The 15,405-nt window shown below is 68.8% G+C and carries 10 protein-coding genes and 1 tRNA gene; 8 read left to right on the top strand and 3 right to left on the bottom strand.

Annotated elements, in window-relative coordinates:
* Positions 1-214 precede the first annotated feature (214 nt).
* From ileS to OU998_RS05590, 4 genes are all read left to right on the top strand, one after another.
* Positions 215-3,136, top strand: coding sequence for an isoleucine--tRNA ligase (gene ileS / locus OU998_RS05605; protein ID WP_267515846.1), 2,922 nt, complete (start codon positions 215-217; stop codon positions 3,134-3,136).
* A gap of 747 nt (positions 3,137-3,883) precedes the next feature.
* Positions 3,884-4,369 (top strand): hypothetical protein, encoded by a 486-nt coding sequence (locus OU998_RS05600; protein ID WP_267515845.1) that lies wholly within the window; start codon positions 3,884-3,886, stop codon positions 4,367-4,369.
* A complete protein-coding gene (gene tgt, locus OU998_RS05595) occupies positions 4,366-5,478 on the top strand; it encodes a tRNA guanosine(34) transglycosylase Tgt (protein WP_267516719.1) in 1,113 nt (370 codons plus the stop codon). The genes OU998_RS05600 and tgt overlap by 4 nt, the downstream gene beginning before the upstream one ends.
* A 16-nt stretch (positions 5,479-5,494) precedes the next feature.
* On the top strand, positions 5,495-5,803 hold the full coding sequence (locus OU998_RS05590) for a hypothetical protein (RefSeq protein ID WP_267515844.1): 309 nt from the start codon (positions 5,495-5,497) through the stop codon (positions 5,801-5,803).
* A 174-nt stretch (positions 5,804-5,977) separates the two neighbouring features.
* Here the strand turns inward: OU998_RS05590 and OU998_RS05585 are convergent, their stop codons facing one another.
* From OU998_RS05585 to OU998_RS05575, 3 genes are all read right to left on the bottom strand, one after another.
* Positions 5,978-6,523, bottom strand: coding sequence for a hypothetical protein (locus OU998_RS05585; RefSeq protein ID WP_267515843.1), 546 nt, complete (start codon positions 6,521-6,523; stop codon positions 5,978-5,980).
* Positions 6,524-6,781: 258 nt separating this feature from the next.
* A complete protein-coding gene (locus OU998_RS05580; protein WP_267515842.1) occupies positions 6,782-7,648 on the bottom strand; it encodes an ROK family protein in 867 nt (288 codons plus the stop codon).
* Positions 7,649-7,671: 23 nt separating this feature from the next.
* Positions 7,672-7,748: transfer RNA gene (locus tag OU998_RS05575), tRNA-Lys, on the bottom strand.
* 95 nt (positions 7,749-7,843) lie between these two features.
* Between OU998_RS05575 and OU998_RS05570 the strand changes: the two genes are divergently transcribed.
* The 4 genes from OU998_RS05570 (at position 7,844) to OU998_RS05555 (ending at position 15,403) form a co-directional block, all read left to right on the top strand.
* Positions 7,844-8,929 (top strand): CaiB/BaiF CoA transferase family protein, encoded by a 1,086-nt coding sequence (locus tag OU998_RS05570; RefSeq protein ID WP_267515841.1) that lies wholly within the window; start codon positions 7,844-7,846, stop codon positions 8,927-8,929.
* Between the two features lie 78 nt (positions 8,930-9,007).
* Positions 9,008-9,274, top strand: a complete 267-nt coding sequence (locus tag OU998_RS05565) for a hypothetical protein (protein ID WP_267515840.1) — start codon at positions 9,008-9,010, stop codon at positions 9,272-9,274.
* A 103-nt stretch (positions 9,275-9,377) separates the two neighbouring features.
* Positions 9,378-11,174, top strand: a complete 1,797-nt coding sequence (locus tag OU998_RS05560; RefSeq protein WP_267515839.1) for an autotransporter assembly complex protein TamA — start codon at positions 9,378-9,380, stop codon at positions 11,172-11,174.
* A complete protein-coding gene (locus OU998_RS05555) occupies positions 11,171-15,403 on the top strand; it encodes a translocation/assembly module TamB domain-containing protein (protein ID WP_267515838.1) in 4,233 nt (1,410 codons plus the stop codon). The genes OU998_RS05560 and OU998_RS05555 overlap by 4 nt, the downstream gene beginning before the upstream one ends.
* The last annotated feature ends 2 nt before the right edge of the window (positions 15,404-15,405 follow it).

Below are 15,405 nucleotides of genomic sequence, written 5' to 3'. Positions count from 1 at the left end.
TGCCGCATCCGTCTGCTAGACCGCCCGCACAATGACCGTCCGCGTCTTCCTTCGCCTGATTTCGATTAGCCGCCCGGCGTAGCGCCTCTGGGCCCTTGGCCCCGTGCACGCCGGGAACGACCGCCCCCAGAGGGCGAACCCGCCCTCAAGCAGCGCGAAGCGCGATAGGGCGAACGAAGACAGCGACATTAATTTCACGACGCCGAGACTTTCCATGGCCGACGCCCCCGACACCACCGACACCCCCAGCGGCCGCGACTATCGCGACACCGTCTTCCTGCCCGAAACGCCGTTTCCCATGCGGGGCGGCCTGCCGCAGAAGGAGCCGCTGATCCTGGAGCAGTGGGGCGACCTGTACGGGCGCCTGCGGGCGCAGCGGCAATCCGAAAACGCCCCCCTCTATGTGCTGCACGACGGCCCGCCCTACGCCAACGGCGACATCCACATCGGCCATGCGCTGAACAAGACGCTGAAGGATTTCGTGGTCCGCAGCCGTTTTCTGCTGGGCTATGACGTCGACTATGTCCCCGGCTGGGACTGCCACGGCCTGCCGATCGAGTGGAAGATCGAGGAACAGTTCCGCGCCAAGGGCCGCCGCAAGGACGAGGTGTCCAAGGACGAGTTCCGCGCCGCCTGCCGCGACTACGCCGGCAAATATATCGACCTGCAACGCGACCAGTTCAAACGCCTGGGCATCACCGGCGACTTCGCCAACCGCTACGCCACCATGGACTTCACGTCCGAGGCGGCCATCGTCGCCGAGTTCCACAAGTTCAAGAACTCGGGCCAGCTGTATCGCGGCTCCAAGCCCGTCATGTGGTCGCCGGTCGAACGCACCGCCCTGGCCGACGCCGAGATCGAATACCACGACCATGTCAGCCCCACGATCTGGGTCAAGTTCCCGGTCACGGGCGCGTCCGACGACCATCCCGACGACCTGCTGGCCTTCCGCACCAGCACCCCGTCCATCGTCATCTGGACCACCACCCCCTGGACCATCCCGGCCAACCGCGCCATCAGCTACGGCCCCGAGATCGCCTATGGCCTGTATGAGGTCACGGCCATGGAAGAGGGTCTGGAGTTCGCGCCCTGGGCCAAGCCGGGCGACCGGCTGATCGTCGCCGACAAGCTGGCCGAGGATGTGTTCAAGGCCGCCAAGATCGCCGCCTGGACCCGCATCTACGACATCAATCCGTCCGGCCTGGAATGCGCCCACCCGCTGGCCGCGCTCGACAGCGGCTACGGCTTCTCGGTGCCCCTGCTGGCCGGCGACCATGTCACCGACGACGCCGGCACCGGCTTCGTCCACACCGCACCGGGCCACGGCGCCGACGACTTCGAGGTGTGGAAGGCCCACGGTCATCACGAGGTGCCGGACACGGTCGACCCGGACGGCGCCTACTACCCCGGCGTCCCCCTGTTCGCCGGCCTGAAGGTGCTGGAGACCGAGGGCAAGAAAACCGGCAAGTTCGGCCCCGCCAACGGGGCGGTGATGGACAAGCTGATCGAGGCCGGCAATCTGCTGGCGCGCGGCCGGCTGGAACACTCCTACCCGCACTCGTGGCGCTCCAAGGCCCCGATCATCTTCCGCAATACCCCCCAGTGGTTCATCCGCATGGATCAGCCCCTGAAGTCGGGCGACACCCTGCGCGAAACGGCCCTGACCGCCATCGACGACACGGCCTTCCACCCCGCCGCCGGCCGCAACCGCATCCGCTCGATGGTCGAGGGTCGTCCCGACTGGCTGGTCAGCCGTCAGCGCGCCTGGGGCACGCCCCTGGCCATGTTCATCGACAAACAGACCGGCCAGCCCCTGCATGACCCCGAGGTGGACGCCCGGATCGTCAAGGCCGTGGCCGAACACGGCGCCGACATCTGGTTCACCGCGCCGGACGCCGACTTCCTGGGCGCCCATGACCCGGCCCGGTATGAGAAGGTCGAAGACATCCTGGACGTCTGGTTCGACTCCGGCTCGACCCACGCCTTCACCCTGGACCCGCGCCTGCCCGAGCACGGCTATACCGGCGACCGCCCGGCCCACTGGCCCGCCGACCTGTATCTGGAAGGGTCGGACCAACACCGCGGCTGGTTCCAGTCGTCCCTGCTGGAAGGTTGCGGCACGCGCGGCCGCGCCCCGTTCAAGGCGGTCCTGACCCACGGCTTCACCCTCGACGAGAAGGGGGAGAAGATGTCCAAGTCCAAGGGCAATACAACCGATCCCCTGACCATCATCAAGGAGAGCGGCGCCGACATCCTGCGTCTGTGGGTGTCGCTGGTCGACTATTCCGAGGACCAGCGGATCGGCAAACAGATCCTGCAAACCACGGTGGACGCCTATCGCAAGCTGAGGAACACGGTCCGCTATCTGCTGGGCGCCCTGGCCGACTTCGACGAGGCCGAGCGTCTGCCGCTGGATCAGATGCCGCCGCTGGAGACCTTCATCCTGCACCGCCTGTGGGAACTCGACGCCCATGTGCGCCAGGCCTATGCCGAATACCGGTTCCAGGACGTGGTGCGCCCGGTGCTGGAGTTCTGCTCCAACGACCTGTCGGCCCTGTATTTCGACATCCGCAAGGACAGCCTCTACTGCGACCGCCCCGACGAAATGCGTCGCCGCGCGGCCCGCACGGTGATGGACGCGGTCTTCCTGCGCCTGACCGCCTGGCTGTCGCCGCTGACGCCGTTTACGATGGAAGAGGCCTGGACGACGCGCTTCCCCGATGCGGGCACCAACTGCGCGCGGGTGATCCCGGAGACGCCGGCGGAATGGGAGAATGCGGCCGAGGCGGAGCGGTGGTCAAAGATCAACACCGTGCTGGAAGTGGTCAATGAATCGCTGGAGGCCGCCCGTCGCGACAAACTGATCGGCGGGGCGCTGGACGCCTGGCCGACCGTCACGGCGCCGGCCGGAACCTTCGCCCCGTTCGACGGTCTGGACGCGGCCGAGATCTTCCGCACCTCGGGCGCCGAACTGGTCGAAGGCGAAACGCTGGCGGTGACGGTGGCCCTAGCCGACCACCCGAAATGCGCCCGCTCCTGGCGCCGCGTCCCCGACGTCGGCTCCGACCCCGCCTACCCCGACCTCTCAGCCCGCGACGCGGATGCGGTGCGGCACTGGGACCAGACGCACGGCTGACGCCACATTCACCTCCCCGTCGGCGAAGGCCGACGGGGAGGACCGGCGGGAGCGTCAGCGAACGCCAGGAGGGGGCGACTCGGTGTCAGACGCTGGCCCGGTCATCCCCACCGCCAGAGTCGCCCCCGCCTGGTCGCAAGCGCGACCTGTCCTCCCCGCGCGCCTTCGCGCGCAGGGAGGTGAGCCAGTGCGCACAATGACGCTGCCTTCACCCCAACGAATCCAACCCCTTACACAAATCTCACCCCCATCTTCTCACCACCCCCCAAAACCCGCGCATAATGCCCCCGGTCTCGTCGCTAGGAGGGCTCGTAAGGCCTGCGACCTTGCGGCGGCGGGAGCGTAGGGATCAGGGGCGGGGGTGGGATTCCCTCGCGCCGCATGACGGTGCATCGGTGGGCTCATCCCGCGCAGAAACGTCGGCGGAGGACACGGGGTTAGGAACCCGGTCGCACTCGGGACGGTCCTTCGCAGGGATCGCCGACCTGACGCAGGCCTTGGGGAAGAGGCATCACAACTGCCGCTTCAATATCCCCGGCCGGCAGAAACACCCTGCGCGCGGAGCGTCTGTCTTCGTCGAAACGGTAAAAACTAATCCATCCCGGGCGAGGCCCGGCGCTCCGTCCCGCCCTCCACTCGCGATGGGCCTCCAACTTCGCAGCGAAAGCGCGTCGGCGCCGCCGCTCGCCCTGTAGCCTTCCGCCGCCCGAACCCTTAAATGCCGTCCCCTGACGAAAGACCCGCCCCGTGAGCCCCGACGACTTCGACCTCGATCTCCCGCAAGACCTCCAGGACGGCCTGATCGCCGTCGGCGAGGCTGCGCGCGATCTGGATCAGCCGTGGTGGATCTTCGGCGGGGCGGCCATGGCGCTCTACGGCCTGACCGATCTGCATGTGCCCGACATCGACGTCCTGTGCGCGCCGCGCGACGCCCGCGCCCTGCTGGCGGCCCTGGACGGACAGATCGTGCCCGATCCGGGCGAGGGCCTGTTCCGCTCGGCCGTCTTCGGCCGCGCCCCGGACCAGCCGGTCCTGGTCGAGGTCATGGCGGACCTTGAGGCCCGCGACGGGGCCGAATGGCGGCCGGTCGCCTTTACCTCGCGCCATGCCGTCTTCATCGACGACGTGCCGCTGTTCGTGCCCGACATCCGGGACCATATCGCCCTTTACCGCCTGTTCGGCCGCCCCAAGGATCTGGCGCGGATCGAGCAGCTTGAACGACTGATCGCCTGATGCCCTTCCCCTTCGAGATTTCCGCCAAACAGGGCCGCGCCCGCACCGGCGTGCTGAAGACCGCGCGCGGCGACATCCGCACCCCCGCCTTCATGCCGGTCGGCACGGCGGCGACGGTCAAGGCCATGACGGTGGATCAGGTCAAGGCGACCGGCGCCGACATCCTCCTGGGCAACACCTATCACCTGATGCTGCGCCCCGGCCCCGAACGGATGGAGCGTCTGGGCGGCCTCCACAAATTCATGGGCTGGGACAAGCCGATCCTGACCGACTCGGGTGGCTTCCAGGTCATGTCCCTGGCCGGGATTTCGAAGGTCAAGGAAGAGGCCGTGACCTTCTCCTCCCATATCGACGGCTCCAAACACGTCCTGACGCCCGAACGTTCGATCGAGATCCAGGCCGACCGGATCGGCGCCGACATCTCGATGCAACTGGACCAATGCGTCTCCTGGCCGGCCGCGCGGGACGCGGCCCAGAAGGCCATGGAGCTGTCGATCCGCTGGGGCGCCCGCTCCAAGGCCCGGTTCGGCGAGCGCGAGAACCAGGCCCTGTTCGGCATCCAGCAGGGCTCGACCTATGAAGATCTGCGCCGCCAGTCGTCGGACCAGCTTCAGGAGATCGGCTTCGACGGCTACGCCATCGGCGGTCTCGCTGTGGGCGAGGGCCACGACGCCATGTGCCGCGTGCTGGACTATGCGCCCGAGATGCTGCCCGCCGACCGTCCGCGCTATCTGATGGGGGTGGGCAAGCCGATCGACCTGGTCGAGGCGGTCTGGCGCGGCGTCGACATGTTCGACTGCGTCCTGCCGACCCGCGCCGGCCGCCACGGCCAGGCCTGGACCTGGGACGGACCGCTGAACCTGAAGAACGCCCGCTTCGCCGAGGACCAGGATCCGCTCGATCCCGCCATCGACGGGCCGTCGTCGCAATATTCCAAGGCCTATCTGCACCACCTGATCCGCGCCGACGAAATCCTCGGCAAGGTCCTGCTCAGCTGGCACAATATCGCCTTCTACCAGGCCCTGACCGCCGCCATGCGCGCCGCCATCTCGGAAGGCCGGTTCGAACAGTTCCGCCGCGACTTTCACGCGCGGCATGTGTCGAACTGACCCCCGGAACCATTTGATGCGCATCGAGAAGTCAGGCTTCCACGCCTACAACACCTATCTGGAGGAGCCGCCCCGCGACGCGGGGAACGAGACGGCCCTGCACCGCCACGTCATCATCATCGGCGGCGACAAATACTCATTCTTCGCCCACTGGTCCGGCAAGTTCGCGCACAAGGGCGAACGGATCTCCTTCACCTGGGACTGGGACCGGACCGGCGAGTTCCGCAACATCGACAAATCCTCCTTCGAGGCCTTCGCCAAGGACGGCGCGGTTCAGATCAGAGGCGACCGCACCGACAAGCGCCGGCCGGCCGGCAGACGTTAGATCGCGTCGGTCGTGGGTCGAACGGCTAGCGACCACGCCCCTCCCCACACCGTCATCCTAGGGCTTGTCCCTAGGATCCATACTCCCGGTTTCAACGATGAGGCACTCTGCGGACACACCGGGCGTATGGATCCTCGCCACGAGGGCGAGGATGACGGCCAAATTGGATACGCCCTACCGCTTCGGCCGGAACCAGCTCGGCGCCGCCGGCGGGGCGCAGTTCCTCTGCATGCCGATCCCCTTCAGGAAGGCCCGCCGCATCCGCCCCGACTGGATAGCCGACTGGACATGACGACTGTGCTGGTCGGCCCCGCTCAGCCGACGGATCCAGCTGCGGCCCGGAATGAAGTCGGTGGTCGTGCCGCGGATGGCGTCCAGCGTCGCCCTGGCCGCCGCATCCGCCGCCTGTTCGCTGCGATAGGAGCCGTCCTGGCGCGGCGGTTCGTCCGTGTCGGGCCCCAAGGCCTCGTCCAACCGCGCCACCTCGGCGCCGATGGTGGTGCACTGGTTCAGATTGCGCAGATCATAGGGATTGGCCTCGGCCTGCAACAGCACCGTCGGAATCAGCTGCCGCCGCAGGTTGAAGTCGTCCAGCGGCGCGGTGACCGCCTCGCCCAGGCCCTCGCCCACCTGCTCCGCCCCGCCCATGGCGGAGCGGCCGGCGTTGCATCCAGCCAGGACAAGCAAGGCGACGAGAGCGGGAACAAGGATCGGCTTCATGCGGCCCTTAGAGCACGCAAGCCGCCTCGCTCAAAACACCCGGGCCAGGCCCGCAACCATCACGCCCCAAGCGAGCAGGCTGAACACCAGGCCCAGGGCCAGGCCTCCCGCGAAGTCGAATTCGTGATGTTGGTCTTGTCTCATAATCGCTCCCTAGGGTCTTTTTTGTTTATCCCCAGAGCTAATCCCAAAATGGATCAATCCGCAATCAGACTTCTTACGGATGATGCATCACGAAATCGTCGTCTTCGCCTGCGGTCAGTGCGCCAGATCCCGCGCCATCAGCATGGCGCCGTCCAGTCCGGCATGCTCGCGCTGCGCTGGCGCCAGATAACCGGCCTCGCCCATCACCACCGCTGCGCCATAGCCGTTGATGCGCCGTCGCGCCGCAGCCTCGACCTCCGCGATCAGGCCGGGCGTCGACATGACTCCGCCCCCCATCACAATCCGGTCCGGCGCCCAGGCGAACACAAGACCGGCGATCAACTGACCCAGATAGTCGGCCGTCGTCGCCCGAACCTCGTCCGCCTCTTCCAGCCGCCGACCCGCCAGCCGCGCCTGCACCGCCGGCCCCGCCGCCAGTCCTTCGGCGCAATCGGGATGGAAGGGGCAGGCGCCGGGCTGGGTGTCGCCCTCGACGCGACGCACGAACATATGTCCGATCTCGGGGTGCGCCGCGCCTTTCAGCGTCCGACCGTCCACGCAAAGCCCGCCGCCGATCCCGGTTCCCACGGTGACATAGGCCACGGCCATAGCGCCCCGCCCTGCCCCCAGCCGCGCCTCGGCGACCGCGGCGGCGTTGACGTCGGTGTCCACGGCGAAGGGCGCGTCGAAACGCTCGGCCAGGGTCTTCGACAGATTGAATCCGGCCCAGCCCGGCTTGGGCGTCGCCAGCATCAGACCGCGGTCAGGCGAGGCGGGATCGACCACCAGCGGCCCGAAACTGGCCACGCCCAGGCCCGCGACCGTCCTGTCGCCGACCGCCGCGACCAGGGCCTCGACCGCCGCTTCGGGTCGGCCGGTGGCGAATCGCCCCTCGTCCAGCACTGCGCCGGCCGCATCCTCGATCCGCCAAACGATTTTGGTCCCGCCGGTCTCGACGGCGAAGAAGACAGGCTGGGGCATGGGGCTCCGCAAAAGGGGAGAAATGGTACGTCCTCTCGGGCTCGAACCGAGGACCCTCTGATTAAAAGTCAGATGCTCTAACCAACTGAGCTAAGGACGCACCGTGCGACATCCGGGGCTGGCCCGAACCGTCGAAGGGCGCCTTCTGTTGCAATCCGCCCTTCCGGTCAAGACCAGGTCTGCTACTCGATGCACATGAAACCGCTGAATGGACTTCGAATCGTCGAATTCGACGGCCTGGGGCCGGTCACCTTCGCGGGCATGGTGCTGGCCGACCTGGGGGCCGAGGTGCTGCGTCTGACCCGTTCAGCCTCGGCCGGGGCCTCCCCCTTCGACGAGGTCGGCGGGGCCCTGCTGCACCGGGGCCGGGCCGCCGTTCCGGTGGACCTGAAGTCCGACGCCGACCGCCCCGCCATCCTCGCCCTGACCGACCGCGCCGACGCGGTGATCGAGGGCTTTCGTCCCGGCGTCATGGAACGCCTGGGCTATGGTCCCGAGACGCTCCAGACGCGCAATCCGGCCCTGGTCTATGGCCGGGTGACGGGCTGGGGCCAGACGGGACCGTTGGCGAACCAGGTCGGCCACGACCTGAACTATATCGGCCTGACCGGCCTGCTGCACGCCATGGGCGAGCCCGACCGCCCCCCTGCCCCGCCGCTGAACCTGGTCGGCGACTATGGCGGCGGGGCGATGATGTTGGTGACGGGCGTGCTGGCGGCCCTGCTGGAGGCCAAGACCACCGGTCGAGGCCGGATCGTCGACGCCGCCATGACCGACGGGACCGCCCTGCTGGGCGGCCTGTTCCAGGCCTTGCGCGCCCAAGGCGTCTGGAGCGACCGCCGCGGCGCCAACCTGCTGGACGGCGGCGCGCCCTTCTATCGCTGCTATGCCTGCCGGGACGGCGGCTTCGTCGCGGTGGCGGCGCTTGAGCCGCGCTTCTACGCCGCCCTGCTGAACGGCCTCGGCGTGGATCCGTCCGACGCGCCCCAGTACGACACCGCCGCCTGGCCCGCGCTCCAGGCCCGGTTCGCCGCCCTGTTCGCCACCCGTGACCGGGATGACTGGGCCGGGCGTTTCGCGCAGACCGAAGCCTGCGTCACCCCAGTCCTCAGCCTGACCGAAGCCCCGGACCATCCCCACAATCGCGCCCGCGCCACCTTCGATCAAGGCCTTCCCGCCCCGGCGCCCCGCTTCGACGGCGCCGTGCTCGAGGCCGCCGCAAAACCCTCTCTCGCCTCGCTGAACGAGGCCCTGACCGCCTGGGGTGCGGAGGCGGGATGACCCCCGACGTTTTCGGCGCTATGGAACGAGACGACGCCCAAGGCGTTGCAACAGTCGGCACCCTGGGGACCTGGTTTGATGAGACGCTCGATTTTCGTTCTGGCCGCAACGGCGCTCGGCGTGCTGGCGCTTGCAGGCTGCGACGACTTTCAGTCAAATTCGCAGGACGAATACGCGGACACGCCTCAGATCGAGGAACAGGCGCCGGCTGCAGAGGACTCGGCCGAGCCCGTCGTGGCCCCGGAAGTGACCGACCCGGCCCCTACCCCCACGACGCCTATCCCGCCGGAAGAACGCACGTCCGAACAATCGGTCCGACCCGAGAGCGAAACCCTCTTCTACTGAGGCATGGACCGCCACATGTACTGAGGCGTGGACCGCCACACGGCGGCGCCAGGGTGTATACAGGCGCCGACCTGAAGTCCGCGCCCTTGACGAAAGCTAGAGTTTGACGTTCCGGCCCACCCTGTTTCTCGCCGCCCTGGCGATCTGCAGCCTCGCCGCCCAGGCCGCCGCCGCCGAACCACGCGCGGCCATCCGGGGCGACATGGACGCCGAACTGCGCCGCCTGCTGGAACGGGCCGTCGGCCTGGTCGACGGCGCGCCGGAAAGCCGGTTCGAGGCTCGGCGACGCGCCCAGGGCGCCATGGCCGCCGCCGAGGCCCTGCTGCGCTCGGAAGCCTACTACCAGCCCGTGCTCGAAGACGTGGTCGAGGGCGAAGAGCGGCCGTCCGCCATCGTCGCCGTCCAGCCCGGCCCCCGCTTCCTGCTGACCCAGCCGACCATCTCCTGGCTCGAGACCGCCCCTGACGCCGAAGGCGCCGCCCAGGCCCAGGCGGCGATCGGTCTGAAACCCGGTGATCCCGGCCGCGCCGTAGATGTCATCGCCGGCGAGGGCCGGGCCGTGGCCTCCCTGTCCCGCAACGGCTACGCCGACGCCAAGGCCGAGCCGCGCCGCGTAGTGGTGGACCACGCCGCCTTAACCGTCGCCCCCGAGTACCACATCGACTCCGGCCGGCTGGTGTTGCTGGACGGGGTGGTGCTGCAAGGGGCCGGCCGCACCAATCCCGCCTGGGTCGCCAGACTGGCGCCCTGGAAGGCCGGCGACCGCTACGACCCCGAACAGGTGGGCGAACTGGAGCGCCGTCTGCTGGATACGGGCGTCTATGACGGCGTCGGCGTCGCCCTCAGCCCGCTCGATCAGACCCAGGCCGACGGGCGCCGGCCGGTGGTCGTCAATCTGAACGACCGTCCCCGTCGCGTCGTCGAGGCCGGGGCCACCTGGTCCACGGCCGAGGGCGCGGGCGTGGACTTCCTCTGGACCCGCTACAATCGCTTGGGACGCGCCGACACCCTGGCGCTTGAAGCGCGGTTCGCCGATATCGACAGCCGCATCGGCGGCGACCTGTCCCTGCCCCACTGGCGCAAGCCGGGTCGAACCCTGAAGCTGAGCGCCGGCGTGGTGAAGGAAGACACCGACGCCTATGACCGGACCGCCCTGGTGCTGGCCGCCGAACTGCAACAGCGGATCGGACGGACCTCCTACTTCAACTATGGGCTGGGTCTGGACGCGGGCCAGTACAACGAGAACCGTTACGACTACACCTCGACCCCGCCCAGCGCGGTGACGTTCGACCGGGATCTGGCCATCGTCACCGGCCGGACCAGCGCCTATATCGACAACTCAAACGACCCGCTGAACCCGACCAGGGGATGGCGGATGACCGTCTCGGTCCAGCCCACCGCCGTGGCGGGCGAGGACACCATCCTGTTCCTGCGCAGCGAAAGCCAGGCCACCGCCTATCTGCCGCTTCAGGATCAGGCCCGCACCGTTCTGGCAGGCCGCGTCCGTATCGGCGCCATCATCGGCGGCAGCGAGTTGAGCATCCCCTCTGACCGTCTGTTCTATTCGGGCGGCGGCGGCTCGGTGCGCGGCTACTCCTATCAGGGCGTCAATCCGGAACTGCCGGACGAAACGCCGCGCGGCGGCCTTTCCCTGTTCGAAACCTCGCTGGAGGTGCGCCATGACATCGGCCAGAGCTTCCAGGCCGTGGCCTTCTTGGACGCCGGCGCCGTCGGCTTCCAGGAAACACCGAACCTGACCAACATGCGTTACGGCGCGGGGGTCGGGGTGCGCTACAAGCTGCCGTTCGGCCCCATCCGCGCGGACATCGCCATGCCCCTCGACCAGCGCGACGGCGACTCGGCCTTCCAGATTTACATCAGCATCGGGCAGGCGTTTTGACCGAGGCCCCGCCCGAAAACACGCCGGACGCCGTCCCGCCGGAACAGACCGCCGCCGCGGTCCGCAAGACGCGCAGCCTGTTGCAACGGCTGGCCCCGATCGCCGGCGGCGTGATCGGCGGCCTGCTGGTCCTGCTGGTCATCGCCCTGCTCGGGGGGCGGATGTACATCGTCTCCGACGCCGGACGCGAACGGGTGACGGGCTTCGTGCAGGGCCAGAAGATCAGCCGCTATGGCCGGATCAACGTCTATGGACTGAAGGGCGACCTGTTAGACGACTTCACCCTGGACCGGGTCACGGTGACCGACCGGGACGGCGTCTGGCTGGACGCCCGCAATGTCCGGGTTGATTGGTCTTACTGGCCGCTGATCACCCGCCGGTTCCACGCGACCGAGATCAGCGCCGGCGTGATCCAGCTGATCCGCCGCCCTGTACTCGACGCGCCCAGCGGCAAGCCGGGCGGGCCTCAGCCGATCGACGTGGACATCGACCGGTTCGCAGCGAAGGTCGAACTGCTGGAGGGCTTCTCCAAGGAATACGGCCGCTGGAACCTGGCGGGGGACGTCAGCCTGCCGCGCCGGGGCGCCAAGAGCGCCACCGTCAACGCCGACAGTCTGAACCGCCCCGGCGACTATCTTCGCCTTGCCGCGATCTTTGGCGGCAAGCTGGAAGAGACCCGCGTCAATCTGCGCGCCAACGAGGCCCAGGGCGGTCCGCTGGCCGGCTCCTTGGGCTATTCTCCGGACAAACCGTTTTCCGCCGTCGCCGTGGTCAACGCCGACATGGTCCACGCCAAGGTCCAGACGGGCGACTTCGTCCCCCTGACCGTCGATGGCAGGTTCGGTGACAACGGCTCGCGCCTGGCCGGCGATCTCGACTTCAGCGGGTCGGACCTGTTCGCCCCCTTCATCGAACGTGTCGGCCGCACTGCCCGCTTCGGCTTCACCATGACGCCCACCCAGGACAAGGCCTATCAGCGCGTTGACTGGAAGCTGACCGCCGACAACATCGCCTCTGAAGCCCGCGGCCTGATCCGCATGTCCGACCGCAGTTCGCCGGAGGGAATCCAGCTCGAGGTTCAGGCCACCTCGCTCAGCAAGCTGGTCGGCTCGGACGTCGCCGGCCCCGCCGCCTATTCCGGCCTGTTCAAGGGCGACGCCCAGACCTGGACCTTGCAGGGTAAGGCCACCGTGCTGAACGCCAACCTGGCCAGCTACCGCGCCACCCGCATCGCCGGGCCGCTGAACATACAGGTCAAGAACGGCCGCATCGATCTGGACGGCGACATTCGCGCCAACGGCGGCGCGACCGAGGGCCTCATCGGCGGCCTGCTGGGCGCCGCCCCGCGCATTCAGCTGGAGGCCGCGCGAATGAAGGACGGCGCGATCCTGCTGGAGACGCTGGATCTGCAAGGCCAGGGCCTGACCCTGAAAGGCTCCGGCTCCCGCAATCTGCTGGGCGCCCTGGGCTTCCGGGGCGAGGCCCAGTTGACCGACGCCTCGCGGGTCGTGTCCAACGCCGCCGGCGCCTTCGGCGGGCCGATCCGGGCCTCGTCGCCCAAGACCGGCGCGCCCTGGATGCTGAACTTCGACGGTCGGGGCCGTAATCTGACGGTCGGCATGGATGAGCTGAACCGCCTGCTGGGCCGCACCCCGCGCCTGCAGCTGACGGGCAAACTGAACGGCGGACGGATCGAGGTGGAGCGCGGCGAATTGACCGGCGCGGCCGGACGCGCCGGCGCCAAGGGCCTGATCGAGACCAACGGGCGGCTTGGACTGGCGCTGAACTGGAATGCGCGCGGCCCCTTCGCCGTCGGACCGGTCGAGATCGGCGGCGACATGAACGGGCAAGGGGCCCTGACCGGAACCCTGTCCCAGCCTCGCGTCGATCTGACCGCAGGCTTCGACAAGGTCACGGCCGGCGCCCTGACCCTGACCAATGCGGATCTGGTCCTGAGCTTCCGCCGAGGCGCCGACGCGTCCGACGGTCGGATCACCGTCGCCAGCGGATCGAACTATGGCCCGGCCCGTGCGTCGGGGAACTTCTTCCTGGGCGGCCAGCGGATCCGGTTGACCGACCTCGACGTCAACGCCGGGGGCGTCACAGCCCAGGGCGCAGTGGCCCTGTCGAACAGCATTCCCTCCAGCGCCGACCTGACCTTCACCGCGCGCACCGGCGCCTTCCTGACCGCCGGCGAAGCCAACGGCCGCATCCGCCTGACCGAGGGCGGCGGCTCCGAGAGCGCCATTCTCGACGTCAATGGCCGCAACATCCGTCTGGCCGGCCAGAGCTGGACCGTCCGCACCCTTGATCTGGACGGGCGCGGCACGCTGGACAACCTGCCTTTCAGCCTGGCGCTGGACGTCGGCGGCGGCACGCCGGCCCAGTTCAACGGCACGGGCGTCTATTCCCGACGCGACGCCGCCCAGGCGCTGACCCTGCGCGGCGGGGGCCGGGTGCGCGAGGTGGCCTTCACCACGCGCAGCCCCGCCACCCTCTCGCTCGACGGCGCGACGCGGATCGCCCACCTCGATCTGGGCGTCGGCAGCGGCGTGCTGCTGGCGGACCTGCGCCAGGACGCGCGTACGGCGATCATCCAGGCCGACCTGACCAGCGTCGATCTGCAGACCCTGTCGCCGCAACTGCGGGGCAAAGCCACAGGCCGGGTGGCGCTGCGCGGCGCGGGCGACGACCTGTCCGGCGCGGCCAATGTCACATTGCAGGACGTGCGCAGCATCGACGCGCCGCGCGGCCTGGCCGTCGACGGGCGACTGGACGCCACCCTGATCAACAACAGCCTGACCCTCAAGGCGACCGCCGCCGACGAGGGCGCGGTCCAGGCCTCCGCTGATCTGGTTCTGCCGGTCGAGGCGTCGGCTGCGCCCCTGCGACTGGCCATCGCCCGCCAGCGGCCGATGTCCGGCGCGGTCTCGATCAATGGCCAGATCCAGCCGATCTGGGACCTGTTCCTGGGCGGCGAGCGCAGCCTGGCCGGACAGGTGACGGGCCAGGCCGCCATCGCGGGCACCCTGGCCGCGCCACGCCTGAACGGCCGTTTCGACCTGAGCCAGGGCTCCTATCGTGAAAAGAGCGTCGGTCTTGTTCTCGGCGACCTGAACCTGCGCACCAGTTTCGACGACACCGTCGCCCAGATCGAGACCTTCACCGCCAATGACACGGCGGGCGGAACCGTCACGGGCCAGGGCCGTGTCGGCCTGCGCGAAGGATCGGGATCGACCGCGCGACTGACGCTGAACCGGTTCCGCGTCATCGACAACGATATCGGCGAAGCGCGCGCCTCGGGCCCCCTCACCATCGTGCGCGGCCAGGACGGCAATATCCAGCTGTCGGGCGAGATCACGGTCGACGAGGCGCGTATCGAGCCGGAAGTTCCCGGTTCGACCGGGATCGTCTCCATGGATGTGGTCGAGATCAACCGCCCCGGCGGCGATGCGGAGGAGACCCAGACTCGCCGGGCCGGTCCGCAGATCGGCATGGACATCAGCCTGCGGTCAGCCGGGGGCAAGGTACGGGTCAGCGGCCGCGGCCTGAACGTCGTGCTCGACGTCGACGCCCGGGTGCGCGGCACCATCGCCCAGCCTCAGTTGACCGGCACGGCCAATGTGGTGCGCGGCGACTATGAGTTCGCGGGCAAGCGGTTCATCTTCGACGACACCGGCCGCGTCACCCTGTCCACCGATCCGAAGCAGATTCGCCTCGACCTTTCGGCGACGCGCGAGGACACTTCCCTGACCGCCTCGATCAATGTGACGGGCACGGCGGACCAGCCGAAAATCGCCCTGACCTCCACCCCCGCCCTGCCGCAGGACGAAATCCTGTCGCAGGTGCTGTTCGGCCGATCCGCATCCCAGCTGTCGCCGTTCGAAGCCGCCCAACTGGCGGCGGGGGTCGCCGCCCTGGCCGGCGGCGGCGGGTTCGACGTGATCGGCAACCTGCGCGAACTGGCCGGGCTCGACCGACTGTCCTTCGGCGGCGAGGCCTCGGCCGTGACCGTCGCCGGCGGCCGCTACATCACCGACGACGTCTATCTGGAGGTCATCGGCGGCGGCGAGGGCGGCGCAGCCGTCAAGGTCGAATGGCAACCGCGCCGCAACCTGGCCATCAGCTCGCAGTTCGGCGGCCAAGGCGACACCAGCCTGTCGATCCGCTGGCGCCGCGAAAGCCGCGAGCCCGGTCAGCGCGCCGACCGCCGCCCGAACCGGAACTAGGT

The organism is Brevundimonas sp. SL130, assembly GCF_026625805.1.
GTDB lineage: Bacteria > Pseudomonadota > Alphaproteobacteria > Caulobacterales > Caulobacteraceae > Brevundimonas.
Note: the sequence above shows the minus strand (reverse complement) of the source record. Positions and strands in the feature narration are given on the sequence as shown.

Bases quoted from the DNA above. Each gene is read 5' to 3' on its own strand.
- ileS (WP_267515846.1), top strand. From the start codon at position 215: ATGGCCGACGCCCCCGACACCACCGACACCCCCAGCGGCCGCGACTAT.
- OU998_RS05590 (WP_267515844.1), top strand. From the start codon at position 5,495: ATGCGCATCGAGAAGTCAGGCTTCCACGCCTACAACACCTATCTGGAG.
- OU998_RS05585 (WP_267515843.1), bottom strand. From the start codon at position 6,523: ATGAAGCCGATCCTTGTTCCCGCTCTCGTCGCCTTGCTTGTCCTGGCT.
- OU998_RS05580 (WP_267515842.1), bottom strand. From the start codon at position 7,648: ATGCCCCAGCCTGTCTTCTTCGCCGTCGAGACCGGCGGGACCAAAATC.
- OU998_RS05570 (WP_267515841.1), top strand. From the start codon at position 7,844: ATGAAACCGCTGAATGGACTTCGAATCGTCGAATTCGACGGCCTGGGG.
- OU998_RS05565 (WP_267515840.1), top strand. From the start codon at position 9,008: ATGAGACGCTCGATTTTCGTTCTGGCCGCAACGGCGCTCGGCGTGCTG.